Annotated in this window: 15 protein-coding genes; 10 read left to right on the top strand and 5 right to left on the bottom strand. The window is 70.1% G+C overall.

Annotated elements, in window-relative coordinates:
- Positions 1–8 precede the first annotated feature (8 nt).
- The 3 genes from MCAG_RS03995 to MCAG_RS03985 all read right to left on the bottom strand — a co-directional run bounded on the left by MCAG_RS03995 (position 9) and on the right by MCAG_RS03985 (position 2,050).
- Positions 9–404, bottom strand: a complete 396-nt coding sequence (locus tag MCAG_RS03995; protein ID WP_007071684.1) for a VOC family protein — start codon at positions 402–404, stop codon at positions 9–11.
- Positions 405–674: 270 nt separating this feature from the next.
- Complete coding sequence (locus MCAG_RS03990; protein WP_157547862.1) at positions 675–1,211, bottom strand: SDR family NAD(P)-dependent oxidoreductase; 537 nt, start codon at positions 1,209–1,211, stop codon at positions 675–677.
- Between the two features lie 203 nt (positions 1,212–1,414).
- Entirely contained in the window at positions 1,415–2,050 is a 636-nt protein-coding gene (locus MCAG_RS03985) for a YceI family protein (RefSeq protein WP_007071682.1), read from the bottom strand.
- Positions 2,051–3,621: 1,571 nt separating this feature from the next.
- Between MCAG_RS03985 and MCAG_RS03980 the strand changes: the two genes are divergently transcribed.
- Positions 3,622–4,182 carry a GNAT family N-acetyltransferase gene (locus MCAG_RS03980; protein WP_036372277.1) on the top strand — a complete coding sequence of 187 codons (561 nt, stop codon included), beginning with the start codon at positions 3,622–3,624 and terminating at the stop codon, positions 4,180–4,182.
- Positions 4,183–4,340: 158 nt separating this feature from the next.
- Here the strand turns inward: MCAG_RS03980 and MCAG_RS03975 are convergent, their stop codons facing one another.
- Positions 4,341–4,952, bottom strand: coding sequence for a TetR/AcrR family transcriptional regulator (locus MCAG_RS03975; protein WP_007071679.1), 612 nt, complete (start codon positions 4,950–4,952; stop codon positions 4,341–4,343).
- A 92-nt stretch (positions 4,953–5,044) separates the two neighbouring features.
- On the opposite strand from MCAG_RS03975, the gene MCAG_RS03970 reads away from it, so the two are divergent.
- Both MCAG_RS03970 and MCAG_RS03965 read left to right on the top strand, forming a co-directional pair.
- Positions 5,045–6,091, top strand: coding sequence for an aldo/keto reductase (locus MCAG_RS03970; RefSeq protein ID WP_007071678.1), 1,047 nt, complete (start codon positions 5,045–5,047; stop codon positions 6,089–6,091).
- Positions 6,092–6,293: 202 nt separating this feature from the next.
- On the top strand, positions 6,294–6,650 hold the full coding sequence (locus MCAG_RS03965; protein WP_007071676.1) for a hypothetical protein: 357 nt from the start codon (positions 6,294–6,296) through the stop codon (positions 6,648–6,650).
- Between the two features lie 383 nt (positions 6,651–7,033).
- Here the strand turns inward: MCAG_RS03965 and MCAG_RS34390 are convergent, their stop codons facing one another.
- Positions 7,034–7,345 (bottom strand): hypothetical protein, encoded by a 312-nt coding sequence (locus tag MCAG_RS34390; RefSeq protein WP_232290434.1) that lies wholly within the window; start codon positions 7,343–7,345, stop codon positions 7,034–7,036.
- Between MCAG_RS34390 and MCAG_RS03960 the strand changes: the two genes are divergently transcribed.
- The 7 genes from MCAG_RS03960 to MCAG_RS03930 all read left to right on the top strand — a co-directional run bounded on the left by MCAG_RS03960 (position 7,229) and on the right by MCAG_RS03930 (position 15,285).
- The gene (locus MCAG_RS03960; protein ID WP_232290347.1) at positions 7,229–8,161 is read left to right on the top strand and encodes an ATP-binding protein; all 933 of its coding nucleotides are present in this window, start codon (positions 7,229–7,231) and stop codon (positions 8,159–8,161) included. The genes MCAG_RS34390 and MCAG_RS03960 overlap by 117 nt on opposite strands.
- A gap of 159 nt (positions 8,162–8,320) precedes the next feature.
- Complete coding sequence (locus tag MCAG_RS03955) at positions 8,321–9,829, top strand: diaminopimelate decarboxylase (RefSeq protein ID WP_007071674.1); 1,509 nt, start codon at positions 8,321–8,323, stop codon at positions 9,827–9,829.
- Complete coding sequence (locus MCAG_RS03950) at positions 9,826–11,172, top strand: pyridoxal-phosphate dependent enzyme (protein ID WP_007071673.1); 1,347 nt, start codon at positions 9,826–9,828, stop codon at positions 11,170–11,172. Before MCAG_RS03955 ends, MCAG_RS03950 begins: the two co-directional genes overlap by 4 nt.
- Positions 11,172–12,491 (top strand): aminotransferase class V-fold PLP-dependent enzyme, encoded by a 1,320-nt coding sequence (locus MCAG_RS03945; protein ID WP_083802179.1) that lies wholly within the window; start codon positions 11,172–11,174, stop codon positions 12,489–12,491. Before MCAG_RS03950 ends, MCAG_RS03945 begins: the two co-directional genes overlap by 1 nt.
- A gap of 9 nt (positions 12,492–12,500) precedes the next feature.
- The gene (locus MCAG_RS03940; protein WP_007071671.1) at positions 12,501–13,790 is read left to right on the top strand and encodes an ATP-grasp domain-containing protein; all 1,290 of its coding nucleotides are present in this window, start codon (positions 12,501–12,503) and stop codon (positions 13,788–13,790) included.
- Positions 13,787–13,999: a hypothetical protein gene (locus tag MCAG_RS03935; RefSeq protein ID WP_007071670.1), complete on the top strand. Its 213-nt coding sequence runs from the start codon at positions 13,787–13,789 to the stop codon at positions 13,997–13,999. The genes MCAG_RS03940 and MCAG_RS03935 overlap by 4 nt, the downstream gene beginning before the upstream one ends.
- Positions 13,996–15,285 (top strand): MFS transporter, encoded by a 1,290-nt coding sequence (locus MCAG_RS03930; protein ID WP_036372269.1) that lies wholly within the window; start codon positions 13,996–13,998, stop codon positions 15,283–15,285. Before MCAG_RS03935 ends, MCAG_RS03930 begins: the two co-directional genes overlap by 4 nt.
- Positions 15,286–15,298 lie beyond the last annotated feature (13 nt).

Below are 15,298 nucleotides of genomic sequence, written 5' to 3'. Positions count from 1 at the left end.
GCGGTGGACTAAGTCTGCGGTGCCAGGGTGCGTAGGACGTCGAACTCGTTGCCCTCGGGGTCTGCCATGACCACCCAGTTTCGGTCTGAGCCCTGGCCCACATCCGTCTTGGTGGCGCCGAGGCCGAGTAATCTGGTCACCTCGTCCTCGGTGCTGCCGTCGATCGGGCTGACGTCGAGGTGAAGCCGGTTCTTCACGGTCTTGCCCTCAGGTACCTGGACGAACAGCAGGGTGGGCGGCATCTGACGGGCCCGAACATCCTCGACGGTTGGCACCCACGAGCCGATCTCGACCTTGCCCTCGCTCCGGTCGATCACCTTGAAGTCCAGGACCTGACACCAGAAGGCCGCGAGTCTCTCCGGGTCGTGGCAGTCAATGGTCAACTCGGTGAACCTACTTGTCATGACTCTCCCAGATAGTGCGGACGGGGCTCAGCGTATTGGCTAGGCCGCCCGTCGGACTCGCTCCTCTTCAGACACCTTCCCATCTCAGGGCCTACCTGCATTGCATGACTCCTACGAACTGCCTGCCTGCACCGGCGGAGCAGGCGGGTGCGTACGGTTCCCTGGTTCGCGCCCCAGTCCGTACGCACCCCTATCTGGCCGACGAGGCAGATCCGAAGTCAAGGTTCCATGACGACCCCCGGCGTCGGATGCGCGTGCCGAGTCCCTGCCCTACCAGGGCTCGGAGCCGTCCTCGCTGAAGAAGCCAGCGGTCGGGCCGTCGTCGGGCAGGGTCGCGAGCCGTACAGCGACGGCGGCGCCCTGTGCCGGGGTCCGCGACCCGGCGTGTCCGTTGAGATCGGTCGCGCAGTACCCGGGATCGGCGGCGTTCACCTTGATCGCCGTTTCCCGCAGCTCGTTGGCGTAGGAGACGGTGACCGCGTTGAGCGCGCTCTTCGACGAGTTGTACGCCAGCAGCGGGAACGGTGCGTACGGTCCGTTCGGGTCGCTGGTCAGCGCGAGTGAACCCAGCCCGCTGGAGACGTTGACGATGCGCCCCGCGGGCGCCTGCCGGATCAGCGGCAGCAGGCCGTTGGTCACCCGCACCACGGCGTACACATTGGTGGCGTAAGTCCGTTCCAGCAGCTCGACCTGCGTCGCGCTGGGCTTCTGGCCGCGTTCGAGCAGGATGCCCGCGTTGTTGACCAGAATGTCCAGCCGCCCGTACTCCCGCGCCGCCACCGCGGACACCGACACCGGATCGGTCACGTCCTGCCGGGCGCCGGCCTCGTGCGAGACTGCCGGATGCCGGCGGACCGGGCCGGTGGCGGTCCTACGGGGTGTACGACCACGCGCCCGGCCTGGTGGCCCGCTGCCCGCGCTGCGAAGAGGTGGTGCTGCGGGCCTGGTCCGTGGCCCGGTCGGCGCCTGGCTCGACCTGCGCGGTGCGCTCTTACGGCACGTTCCGCTGCTCAGGGCTGACGAATAGCCTCGCCGGCGATTTCGATCTGGACCTTCTTTCCGACCAGGACGCCACCGCTTTCCAGAACGACGTTCCAGAGCAGACCGTAGTCCTCACGATCGATTTCGGCCGTCGCGCTGAAGCCAAAGATGTCCTGCCCATACGGATCTCGGCGAGCACCACCGAATTCCACATGAAGGTCGATCGGCCGGGTGATCCCCTTGACGGTCAAATCGCCGGTGAGCACGAATCTGCCACTCGTACGATTCTGTGGATTGGGAATCTTGCCCGACACCGATCTCCGGCTGAGCCCGCTGTTGCGCAACCGCGCCCAATAGAAAATTGGGTCGTCGACCGACTGCCATTTGATTCCCGTGCTGCGATACTCCAGCGTGGGGTAACTCTCCACGTCGAGAAAATCGGCGCTGCTCAGATGCGTGTCCCGGTCGGTATTGCCCGTGCTGACGCTCGCCGTTTGGATCGTTGCGGTGACCGACGAGGCCAACGGGTCCTCCGCCACGACAATCCGGGCGGTGGCCTCGCCGAACTCACCGCGCACCGGACTCACCATCATGTGCCGGGCGAGGAAACCGATCCGCTTGTGTGCCGGATCGAGAAGATATGTACCGGCGGCTGGAATGGTCATGCCATCCCAGGATCGTGTAGCTAAACCGGTCATCGGCGTGCTTTCCCCCTCACCCTTTCCAGGGTCTTTCCAAGTTTGCAACCGCGGCGTGGTCCGCGGACCAGCTGGAACACTCGTCCCCCCGGGGCCCAGCATAGGGAACACTCCACCACATCTCAGCCACCAGAACCATGTCGAGGTTCCGTCTCTTCCGGTAGGCACCCCCCGGCACCGGTACACAATTCGGTCATTCCCGTACCGAAAAGAAAGGCGAGCGGACGCGCCCCGCCCACCGAACGATTCCGGTCGAGCGCCGGCGACGGCCCCCGCCGCGCCCCGCCGGCTGGTTGTGAGCAACCTCACCCGTCTGGCCCGGAAGCGGCCGGCGGCGCGGGCCCGTCGCCGCCCGCCCGGCGCTGCCTCTCGTGGGTGCGCCGAGCCTGCCGGCGCGCTCCGCCGAAAGACTGCCGGGCGGTGCGCCCAGGGCTTCGGCATTGATCGGCGCACGCTGCCAGGAGCCAATTGCGCGACCGCGTTTCCGGCGGCGCGGCGGACGCCGTCGGGTGGCGACAAATCGCTCGCCGGCAGAGGCCGCGGCGGTGTCGGTGGGCCCGTGACGGATCGTCGGCGCATTGATGCCAGCCTCGTCCGGCGATTGCTGGCCACGCAGTTCCCGCCCGGGGCTGACCTGCCGATTCGAGTGCGAACCAGGGCGGGGATTATTGGACGTTTGACCTCGGGGCCCTGATGTCGGTGCGCCTGCCCAGCGCTTCGCCGTACCCGCTGGCGGTCGAGAAGTAACACCGGTGGCTTCCGGCCCTCGCGTCGCGGCTACCGGCCCGTGCCGGTTTCCGCTCGCGATGGGCGGGCCCGACGAAAGTTCTTCGCTCCCTGCTTGGTGGCCCAATGGCTCGACGGCGAGCCCGCGAGCAACGCGAAACTTCGGCGACCTGACGCAATTCGCGGTCGACCGGGCGCGGTTTCTGGCGACACTGCGACTGACGCGGTTCCGCCCGAGGAGTGGGCGGGACCCGCGGCCGGCTTGCGGCCACCCACCCTGAGCACGGGCCACTGGCCGATTAGGCCGTCCAGTTCACCCAAGGGCTCGCCTGCGCCACCGAGCGGGGCTGAGCAACGACCCGGACGCCGTCCGCGCCGGCTGACGCGGTCACCGCGCCCGGATGGACCGGCCCGGCGCCATGCCTCCATGCCGACCTGCACCCGGCCAACGTTCTACCGCCGACGGCACCCTCTGCGGCGTGATCGACTTCGGTGACCTCCGCGCCGGCGACCCCGCATAGACCTCGCCGCCGGGTGGCTCCTGCTACCGGACGACACCACCGGACCACTTCTACGCGGCCTACCAGCCGCCCCCGGACACCACCGGCGATCGCCACTGCGCCCGACGACCGCGGACCGCACATCAACCTCGGTGCGCCGCCACCCGTAGGACAGTCGGCCGCACTGCGAGACGCGCGGTCCGTGCCATGGCAGTGCGTGTGGTGGGCGAGCCTCCTGCTAGGTGAACCGGGTCCGGCGGCGGCAGGATAATCGGACGTGTCGCCGTGGTGCACCCACTAACGTCTCACCTCGTGGAAAGCACTAACTTACGCACCGAACGCCTCGAACTTCGCCCGGTGCGTGACGAGGATGTCGACCGGATCCTGGAGTACCGCAACCTTCCGGAGGTCACTCGCTGGCTGCTGCGCACCGAGGTCGACCCTGCGTCCTTCCGAGCGAGGTGGCGGCGCGCTGCTGAGGATCCCGACGACCACAGCGTGGCCGTGACCCTGGACAGCGTGGTGATCGGAACCGTCTCGCTCGAACTGCTCGACGGCATGGGCCAGCCCGGCATGCCGCCGCGGACAGAGGCGCAACTCGGTTACATCTTCGACCCGGCGTACGGCGGCCAGGGCTACGCGACGGAGGCCGTCACCGCGATGGTGGCGCACGCCTTCGACCGGCTGGGCGTGCGAAGGATCACCGCTGGCTGCTTCGCGGACAACCTCCCCTCGGTGCGGATCCTCGAGAAGGTCGGCATGCGTCGTGAGCAGCACGGCGTCGGCGACTCCTGGCACGCCGAGCTGGGCTGGCTGGACGGCTACACGTATGCCCTGCTCGCAGAGACATGGCGTCAAGGGACGGCGCCGTAGGGCCTGCGATGGTGACCCTCTCGGCTACTCGCACATGGCGTACGCCCTGACGACCGTGACTGAACACGGCACCCGGTCAGCGGCACGAGCGCGCACCTGATCAAGATGCGGCTGTCGGCGGCGCACACGATCGGCAGCAGGTGCGGATGGCGGTGTCGTCAGGTGAGACCGCTGGGGGACGTGTAGACGCCGGCGTGGGCGGCTGCCGCTGCCGCTTCGGCGGCCCGGTCTGCCGTGGTTTCGTCGATAGGGTCTCCGCTGACGAGCAAGCGGTAGTACAGCGGTGCCGAGACGGCGCGGATGACCTCGGCCGCGTCCGTGCCCGGGGGCAGTTCCGCCCGCCGTACGGCCTGCTCTACGCAGGGGGCCCACTCGGCGATACGGACGGCGTAGAAGCGGTGCAGCGCCTCGGCGGCACGGGGGTCGCAGGTCGCGGCGACGATGACCGCGCGGAACAGTGCACCCTGACGCGGATCGACCAGGGTGCGCTGCACGAGCCGGGCATTGGCACGCAGGTCCTCGATCAGCGATCCGGTGTCTGCTCGCGGCAGCGAATGCTCCGCCATGTCCGTCAGCAGGTCGGCGACGAGGCCGGCGACCGTACCCCAGCGGCGGTAGACCGTTGTCTTGCCCACCTCGGCGCGGCGTGCCACGTCGGCGAGGTCGAGACGGTCGAAGCCGTGCTCTGCGAGCGCGTCACCGGCAGCTCGGAGTACGGCGGCGCGGACCCGGGCGGTCCGCCCTCCGGGCCGAATCGCACCGACGGCCATAACAGGTCTCCAGTTCCCTTAACTGCGGCTGGCTGCTACCCTAGCTCACGTAGTTAATGAAACTGTAGTTCCGTTAAGGGAAGGTTGTCATCGTGGAGTACCGACGGCTTGGGGCATCCGGCCTCACCGTGCCCGCCCTCAGCTTCGGCGCCGGCACCTTCGGCGGCTCCGGACCGCTTTTCGGCGCTTGGGGCAACACGGACGCGCGCGAGGCGAGGCGCCTCGTGGACATCTGCCTGGACGCCGGGATAAGCATGTTCGACACCGCGGATGTGTACTCCGACGGCGCGTCCGAGGAGATGCTGGGACAAGCGATCAAAGGCCGACGCGACGCTGTCCTGATCTCGACCAAGGCCGGCCTGCCGACCGGCGACGGACCGAACGACGCGGGAACCTCGCGCGCCCGGCTCATCCGATCGGTCGACGGGGCGCTGCGCCGACTCGGCACCGACTACATCGACCTGTTCCAGCTACACGCATTCGACGCCGCAACGCCCATCGAAGAGGTCGTGGCGACACTGGACGACCTGGTACGGGAGGGCAAGATTCGCTATCTCGGCGTCTCCAACTTCTCCGGCTGGCAGTTAATGAAGTCCCTCGCCGCAGCCGACCGGGACCGCCGCCGCCGGTACGTGGCACACCAGGTCTACTACTCACTTGTTGGTCGGGACTATGAGTGGGAACTGTTGCCCTTGGGCCTCGACCAAGGCGTCGGAGCCGTAGTGTGGAGCCCGCTCGGCTGGGGACGACTCACCGGCAAGATCCGCCGCGGCACACCGCCACCGCCCACAAGCAGGCTCCACGCGACCGCAGCCTTCGGCCCACCGGTCGACGACGAGCACTTGTTCCGCGTCGTGGACGTCCTCGAAGAACTGTCCCACGAGACCGGTCGAGCAGTGCCGCAGATCGCGGTCAACTGGCTACTACGACGACCCACGGTAGCCACCGTCATCATTGGCGCACGCGACGAGGCGCAACTGCGGCAGAACATCGGCGCTGTCGGCTGGTCGCTCACACCCGAACAGACAGCCCGGCTCGACACTGCCAGCAGCCGCACCGCACCCTATCCATACTTCCCCTATCACCGGCAGGAAGGCTTCGCCAGGCTCAACCCGTCGCCGGTCGCGAGCATCGCCTGAGCGGTGATTCCGCCCATCGGCAGAAGCGGATACCCGCGTTGGATCTCCCCGCTCGCAGGTGAGGAGTATTCGCCCTGCTGGAGCAGGTCGAAGTTGGCGCCGGCGCGAACCCGGGGCACAGGGCGCTCGGCTCGTAGCCCGTCGAATCTGCCTGCCGCCATTGCCGCTGGTTCAGTCTTGCCAGTTGCGGTAGGCAGTAGGGGTGAGCGACCTCGATCCGCACATCCACGTCGTGGCGACCCTCGGCGCCAGCGCCGCCACGCGCAACCTCCTGGCGTCGACGTTCGGCCTCGCCGCTGACCTACCGACCTCGGTCACGACCGGCTGCGGGGTGCGCGCGGGGTACGCGATGACCTCCTTGTACCCCGAGCGCGTGACCTGCCTGGCCTGCCGCGAATATGCGCATCGTGAACACCTCCGCCTGGCCGACGAGGTCGAACGGCTCGGCCGCATGCCGGGCACGAGTCTCGACAGTGGCCAGGTGGCTCGAGCCGCGGACCAGTACCGTGCCATCGCCAGGCAGTTCGCCGGCCGCCCTGGCGACGCCGACCGGAGGTAGCGGGCGGTCATCGTGGCGGATTGACCGACCAGCGAGGCGCACACATCTGCCGCTGACCACGCGGGGGCGATACCGGCTGCTACCGCCCCTGCCCCCGACACTTCTGGAGCAACGCGGTGGCCTTGGCATGGTCGCGGTCACCGGTCGGCTCATCGAGTAGTTCGTCCGGACACAGCTCATGGAGGTCGCCCCACCGCCGGCGAGCCTTGTTGTCCCCAATGCGGTGGCCGCCTGGGACCGCTCTTGCCACGTATCGCCGCCTGCCCACCGCCGGGCAAGGCAACAAGCTGCCTGCTGGTCCCGTATCGCACTTGCAGGTTGGTGGGTGGCATCCGGATCTGCCGCGAAGCGCTCGTCACCGAAGGTGGGGTCAGTGCGGGTCGCTACCCGTGGGTCTCGTGCAGCAGCGCGGCGATCTCGGTGCCTTGCCGGGTGGTCCGGGGGAACCGAGGCGTCCCGGTCACCGGTTCTCCGGCCTGCCGGCGCGTCGTGTCCTTGGAGGTCGCACGAGGGCGGCCCTCGGTCGAGCATAGCGATACTGGTTGTCGTTTTCGATAGGTTAAAATGGGGGTATGAGAATCGCTTTCACCGGTAAGGGTGGTAGCGGCAAGAGCACGCTCGCCGCCCTCTTCGTCGGATTCCTGCGATCCGCCGGCCACCGTGTCCTCGCCATCGACGCGGACGTCAACGTCCACCTGGCTCCATTGCTGGGTGTAACCGCCACCCCGGCGTCGGCCATGTCGCAGCCGCAGAACGCCGCCTCGATCCGCCGGCACCTGCTCGGCACGAACCCGCGAGTGTCCGCAGTGGAGCAGTTCGTGCCCACCACGCCGCCGGGTCCGGGATCCCGGCTGGTCACGCTCGACCCGGCTGATCCTGTGCTCGCCGGGCACGCTACGGCGCTCGATCCCGGCACCCACGTGTTGCACGTCGGCACGTACGAGCGGGAGGACATCGGCGCTGGCTGCTACCACGGCCATCTCGCCATCCTGGAGAACCTGCTGTCGCACCTGCATCTCGGTGCCGGCGACTGGGTGGTTTGCGACATGGTGGCCGGCACCGACGCGTTCGCCAATTCGCTGCACGCCCAGTTCGACCTGATCGTCGTGGTGGTGGAGCCGACGCCGGAGTCGGTCTCGGTGGCGCGCCGCTATCGCGATCTCGCGACGGCAGCCGGGGTCGGCGATGTCGTCGTCATGGTGGGCAACAAGGTGGGTGACGACGTGGACCTCGCCTACCTGACGAACGAACTGTCGGGCGGGCCGTTTGCCGTGGTGTCCATGCAGGCAGGGCTCCGCCGTGCCCGGCAGGCCGGTGTCTGCCCGACGCCGCAGGATCTCGACGATGTCGCGCCACTGAGCCGTCTGGTGGAACGGGCGCAGAACGGACCCATGACACCCCAACGGCGTGCGGCCCTGCTGCGTGACCTCCACCTCAGGCTGGCGGAACAGTCCTGGGTCCGTAACGCCTACGGGGACGTGACCGGTCAGCTCGGTCCTGTGCTCGCCTGAGGGCCTCCCACCGGCCGACCTGCATCAGCCGGCGCCCGCCGCGGCCGGGTCCGGTGTCCTGGCGTGGATGCCGGCGACCGGCCGCGGCCGACGGACCCCTTTCCCTGTGTAATGCAAACGACTATCGTTTCCGCGGACTGGGACCGAAGGGGACGATCGATGGACCTCCCGCTGTACTTGCAACCAAGGGTGGAGGGTCGGCTGCGTGAGCTGCTGACGCAGCCCGCGTTGCTGCACGACCTCGTCCGAGCTCTCGGGTCGCCGCTGAACGTGGTGCTTCCCAACCAGATTGCCGACAACGCCGCGGCATTTCAATCCGTCTACACCGGACATCACCTGCGCGGCGAGGTGTTCTTCGCGCACAAGGCGAACCGCTCAGCGGCATTCGTCCGCCGGTTGGCGGCGACGCCCGCCGCCATCGACGTGGCCAGCCTGGGCGAGTTGCAGCACGCGCTGGGTGCGGGCTTCGCCCCGGACCGGGTGATGGCCACCGGCCCCAAGACCGCCGAGTTCCTCTGGCTCGCCGCGCGCTGCGGGATCACGGTGAACCTGGACTCGCCGGCCGAGCTGGACGAGTTGGTGTCGCTGGTCCGCCGCCACGCGCTGCGACCTGTCCGGGTGTTGCTCCGGCTGTCGTCGTTCACCTCCGCCGGTTCCACGATCCTCTCCCGGCCGAGCCGCTTCGGTACGCCGGTCGCCGAGGTGGACGCCCTCCTGGCGCGGATCGCCGGCGCCCGCGACGCCGTCGAGCTGATCGGCGTCGCGTACCACCTGGACACCATCGGTCTGGCGGAGAAGGCGACCGCACTGGAGGGCTGCCTGACCGTACTCGCGGGCTGCCACCGGCACGGGCTGCACCCGCGGATCGTCGACATCGGTGGTGGCTTCGGCGTCGACTACCTTGCCGAGGGCGACCAGTGGGACCGCTGGACCAGCGAACTCGCCCTGGCGGTGCTGGGGCGCCGACCGGAGCTGACCTGGGGTGGCCACGGCTACGGCTGGCGGGCCGAGGCCGGGTCGCTGCGTGGCGCGCTCGGCCTCTACCCGGCGCACCGGCCGCTGTCCGGTCCCCGGTACCTCGCCGAACTGCTCGGCACGGCCTCCGCCGGGATGGGCGAGCGCAGCCTGGCGACGCTGCTGCAGGAGCATCTGTACGACCTGTGGATCGAGCCGGGGCGCGCCCTGCTCGACCAGTGCGGCGCTGTGCTGGCCCGGGTCCTCGAGGTTCGTCCGACGGCAGCGGGACCGCATCTGGTGCGCCTCGACCTCAACGCCCGCGATGTCAGCCTCGAGGAGCACGGCGTGATGATGGACCCCATCCTCCTGCCCGCCACGCCCGCCGCCGCGCCGTCGCCGGCCGAGGGGAATCCCGTCTACCTGCTGGGCAACCTCTGCCTTGAGGCCGACCTCATCACCCGGCGCATGGTGTACCTGCCCACCCTGCCCCGGGTCGGCGACCTGCTCGCCTTCGCCAATACGGCCGGCTACTTCATGGACTTCAGCGCGGACCACGCGCTGCACCAGCCGGTCGCCCGCACCGTCGCGGCCTGGCAGGACGGCGCCCGCTGGCGGTGGTGCCTGGACGAGCAGTACTGGCCGCTGGAAACGGCCGGTACCACCACCGAAACCACGGCCACCGCCGCGCAGCCGCAGGAGGTTCTTGCATGAGGTACGACTCCATCACGGACGCAATCGGCAACACCCCGCTAGTGCGGATCGATCCGACCCTGCACGGCCTGGAGCACATCGACCTGTACGCCAAGCTGGAGTTACTCAACCCTTTCGGTTCGGTGAAGGATCGAGCGGCGTGGAACATGGCCGCACCCCGGCTCGCCGAAGCCCAGGAGTCCGGCGCCACGGTGGTCGAGCTGTCCAGCGGCAACACCGCCAAGGCGCTCGCCGTCATCGCCGGCATGCACGGGCTGCCGTTCACCAGCATCACGAACCGGATGAAGGTCCCGGAGATCAAGGACCTCCTGCTGCTGCTCGGCGCCACCATCGAGGAGCTGCCCGGTCAGGCGGAATGCCTCGACCCCACGAACACCGACGACCCGCTGACCCGGATCCACCGCACCATCAGCGAGTCGGGGTCGCGGTACCTGCACACCGACCAGTACTACAACCCGCGCAACACCGCCGCCCACATCGAGGGCACCGGGCCCGAGATCGTCAAGGATCTCGACGGCAGGGCCCCCGACTACTTCATCGCCTGTGTCGGGACCGCCGGGTCCTCCACCGGCGTCGCCCGCGTGCTGCGCGAGCACGATCCGGCGGTCACTGTGGTCGGGCTGGTCGCCGCAAAGTCCGACTTCATCCCCGGCATCCGCAACATCGACGAGGTGCACGAGGTCGGCCTGTTCGATCCGGGCACGTACGACACCATCGAGGCCGTCTCCGCCGACGAGGCCATCGACGGTCTGCTGGCGCTGGTCCGCCGGTGCGGGATCCTGGCGGGTCCCACCGGTGGGGGCGCCTACACGGGCGCCGTGCGCTACCTGCGCCAGGTGGACGCCGACCTCGCCGCCCAGGCGGCGGCAGGCGAGGACCCGGGCCGGCGCAGCGCGGTGTTCATCGTGTGCGACCGGGTGGAGAGCTACCTCAGCTACATCCGCCGTCGCCGGCCGGAGCTGTTGAACCAGCCGGCCCGGGCCGGTGCCGTCTCCACGGTCACCGATGCGGAAGCCGATGCGGCGCAGTCGATGGACGTGTCCGCGGCGCGGCAGTGGATCGAGCAGACTCAGCCGTTGATCATCGACCTGCGCGGCACGTTCGCCTTCGCGACCGCCCACATCGAGGGTTCGGTCAACATCGTCGACGAGATCTTCGACGACCTGCTGCGCGGTGGGCTGCCCGTGGATCGGCGCCGTCCGGTGCTGCTGGCCTGCCCGGTGGGAGAAAAATCGCGTCGCTACGCCGCTCTGCTGAGCAGGATGGGGCACGCCGACGCCCGCAGCCTTGACGGGGGCGTCGTCGCCTGGCGCGACGCCGGCGCCCCGCTGGTGCGCGGCTGATGGCCGCGCCACGGTCGGCCCTCGGCGTGCCCGGTTTCGCGGCCGGATCGGCCGAGGCATGTCCTGTGCCCGGCGCCGGACCGGCCGACTCCGCGCAGCACCCGGACCGCGTGCTCGCCGAACTGGGCTCGTGGCAGCGCGAGGTACGGTCCCAGTTCCCCATCTTCGCGGAGGCCGCCGGCGAGGCCTATCTGGACAGCGCCGCCACCGCGCAGAAACCGCAGGCCGTGCTCGACGCCGTGCACCGGTACCTGACGACGGCGAACGCCAACGCCGGACGCGGCACGTACCGGTGGGCCAACGAGACATCGGCGCTGGTGGAGCGCTGCCGCGGCCGGGTACGCGACCTGCTCGCCGATCCCGACCCGGAGCGTTCCGGCGTCCACTTCACCAGCGGCACCACCGAGGCACTGCGCCGGGTGGCCCTGGACTGGCTCGTCGACACCCTCGCCGACGGCGACGAGATCGTTGTCCCGGCGGCGGACCATCTCGCCAACGTCAGCCCGTGGCAGGAAGCTCGGGAGGTCCTGGCCCGGCGCGGCGTCACCGTGCGCCTCGTGGAGATGCCGTACGAGCCGTCGGGTGACTACGACATCGCGGCGCTGGCGGGCCTCGTCGGCGAACACACCCGCTTCGTGGCGGTCACCCACCTGCACCACGTGTACGGCGCCGACATGAACGTGCACCGCATCCGCCGGCTCGTCGGCGACGACGTGGTGATCTGCCTGGACGCTGCGCAGAGCGTGGGCCACCTGCCGGTCTCGGTCGCCGACCTGGATGTCGACTTCGTGGCGTTCTCCGGGCACAAGGCGATGGCGCTGCCCGGCATCGGCGTGTTGTGGGCACGGAACACCCGTGGACCGCGGTACGTGCACCGCGGCTGGGAGGGTACGCCCAACACGGCGGGCCTGGTGAGCCTGCAGGCGGCCGTCGACTGGTTCGACGTCACCGGCCTGGACCGGATCGCGCGCTGGACGGTCGCCCTCGGTGCTCGCCTGACCGACGGCCTGTACCGGCTGCCGTCCATCCAGGTCCTGGGTTGTCAGCACAGCCTCGCCCTCGACTCGACCGTGCAGCGCCGGCATGGCCTGGTCACCTTCCGGCACCCCGGGATCAGCTCCGCGGACCTGGGGTTCGTGCTCGCCGAGCACGGCCTCATGGTGCGCGCCAACGCCCACTGCCAGGGCCCGGCGGGTGAACGCGAGAGCTCGGTGCGGGTCAGCCTGCACGCCTACAACACCGTCGACGAGGTTGACCGGCTCCTGGCCGTACTGGCTCAGCTCGACGACTCCCTGACCGACGCCACCTCCTACCGCTGAGGAGTCATCGTGACATCACTCGGACAGACCTCCGACCGTACGGTGGTGATGGTCGACGTGTACGCCCCGACGATGCGGCTCGCGAGAGCGTTCGCCGACGCGGGCTGCGCGGTCGTCCGGCTGCGCAGCACCGAGGAGGTGCCGCAGGTCTACCGGGCCCACGGCGGCGACGACGGTGACAGCTTCTTCGCCGACACGATCGTGCACCACGGTGACATCGAGCTGACACTGAAGGCCGTGGCCGAACACGCGCCGGTCGCCGTGATCACCGGCGGGGAGCTCGGCGTGGAGCTGGCCGACCGACTCAGCGAGGCGCTCGGGCTGACCAGCAACGGCACGGCGCTCAGCATCGCCCGCCGGGACAAGTACGTGCAGATCGAGACGGTGCGCGCCGCCGGGCTGCGCGCGGCGAAGCAGCTCGCCGTCACCGACGCCGAGGAGCTGGCCCGCTGGCACGCGGACCTCGGCGGCCGGATCGTCGTGAAGCCGGTGCGCAGCGCCGGCAATGACGGGGTGGCCTTCTGCGACACGCCAGAGGAGGCGGTCGCCGCCTACCGGAGCGTGGCGGGGGCCCGCAACATCTTTTCGCTGCGCAACGACGGCGTGGTGGCGCAGGAGTACCTGGTCGGCACCGAGTACGTCGTCAACACGGTGAGCCGGGACGGCCGGCACCGGGCCACCGACGTGTGGCGCTACACGAAGATCTCCGCGAACGGCGTCCGCGACCGGATCAGCGGTGCCGTCCTCGTGCCGCCGACGGCACCGCAATGGGCGGAACTCGTCGGGTATGCCCGCGAGGTGCTCGATGCCCTCCAGGTTCGGCACGGGCCGGCGCACCACGAGATCATGCTCACCGCGGAGGGCCCCTGCCTGGTCGAGGTCGGTGTGCGCCTGTGTGGGGCCGACACCGCCGCCCAGGCGCTGCTGGCGCTCGGCGAGTCGCAGGTGGAACGGACCGTCCAGGCGTATCTGGACCCGGCGGCCTTTCTCGCGGAGGTGGACCGGCCGCAGACGGTGCGCCGGCACGCGGCGATGGCGTTCCTGACGTCGCCCGTCACCGGGATCCTGCGCAGCTACCCGCTCTTGGACCAGGTGCGTGCGCTGGAGAGCTGCCACGAGATCCAGATCGGGGTGGAGCCCGGCGGTTGGCTGCCGCTGACGGTCGACGACACCACCGAACCCATGATGATCGTCCTCGCCCATTCGAGCCCGGAGCTCGTCGACCGTGACCTTGCCACCGTGGGCTGGCTCGACGGGTACGGGTTCTACGACGTCGAACCAGCAGGAGACACGGTATGAGCCGGCGGCCCCATGTGGTCGTGCTGCACCAGCGGCGGGGCCGCTACGCGCACCACGACCGGTACCTCGACCACGACCGGTGCACCGTCAGCTACCTCACCACCGAGGTCGGCGTGGCCGGTGTACCGGCCGCCGGGCAGGCCACCGCCCGCGATGCCCGGGTCACGGGTCGGGCCTGCGCCGCCTCGGTCGCCGGAGGCCTCCGGTGACGGCCCGCTACGTCGAACTCTGGCGCGTCCCGGGCGCGCCGCTGCTACTGACCGGCGGGGTGGTGGCCCGGCTCGGGCAGGGCGTGACCGTCCTCGCCTGGATCCTTCTCGTCCGGGAGACAACCGGGTCCTTCGTCGACGCCTCGCTGGTCGCCGCGGCGACCTCGCTGGCTACGGCCGCGGCGGCACCCGTCGGCGGCCGGCTCGCCGACCGTTTCGGTGCCGCCCGGGTGCTGCCCTGGTACGGGGCTGCCTACGCCGCCGCCCAGCTGAGCCTGCTGGCAGCCACCCTCACCGGGCAGCCCCTGGTCCTGCTCTGCGCGCTGGCCGCGCTGTCCGGAGCACTGTTCCCGGCCACCAGCCCGGCCCTGCGCGCGGCCTGGACGGTGCTCACCGCCGACGGCACCGGTCGCGAGCGGATCCGGACCGCGGCGATGGCGGCCGAGTCGACGCTGTTCGAGCTGGTGTTCATTGTCGGGCCGCTGCTGCTGTCGGCGGCGATGCTCGTGGCCGGGCCACTCGCCGGGTTGACCGGTGCCCGCCCGGGCGTCGCGGGCCCGGCCGCCGCCATCGTGCTGGCCGCCGCCTGCGCCGCCGGCGGCACGGCCATACTCGCCCGAGGCCAGGCCATGCGCCGGCTCGAGCCGCAGGGCCATGCGCCAACTCGAGGCCTGGGACCGCTGCGGGCACCGCGGATGCCCGCCCTGCTGCTGTGCGCCGCCGGGGTGGCATTCTCGTTCGGCGCCTCGCCGGTCGCCGTCGCCGCGTTCGCGACCACCCACGACGGCGACCAAGCACAGGCCGTGACCGGGGTGCTGATCGCCATCTGGAGCCTCGGCAGCGCGGCGGCCGGCCTCTGGTACGGCGCACGAAACTGGGACACCGCGCTTTCTCGGCAGCTGACCGTGCTGCTGGCCGGTCTGGCGGTGGGATACGCCGCCTGGGCGGCCATGCCCAACAGCATCGCCCTCGGCGCGGTGCTGCTGGTCACCGGCGCCGTCATCGCGCCGGCCATGACCGTGCAGGCGAACCTGATGGCCCGGATCGCCCCGGCGTCGATGCTGACCGAGGCCTACACCTGGCTGACGACCGTCAACCTGACGATGGCTGCGGCCGGCTCCGCGGTGGCCGGCGTGATCGTCGACGGGCCGACCGGCGCGATCGGCGGATTCGTCCTCTGTGCTGTCGCGGCCGCTCTCGCCACCGTGATCGCCGCCTGGCCGGGCGTCCTGGCGCCCCGCAGCGTCGCCACGCCGGTGCCACCCGACCCGGCGAGGGTGCCGTGAACAGGCACACCTC

The organism is Micromonospora sp. ATCC 39149, assembly GCF_000158815.1.
Taxonomy (GTDB): domain Bacteria; phylum Actinomycetota; class Actinomycetes; order Mycobacteriales; family Micromonosporaceae; genus Micromonospora.
This window is presented reverse-complemented; position numbering and strand designations above follow the sequence as displayed.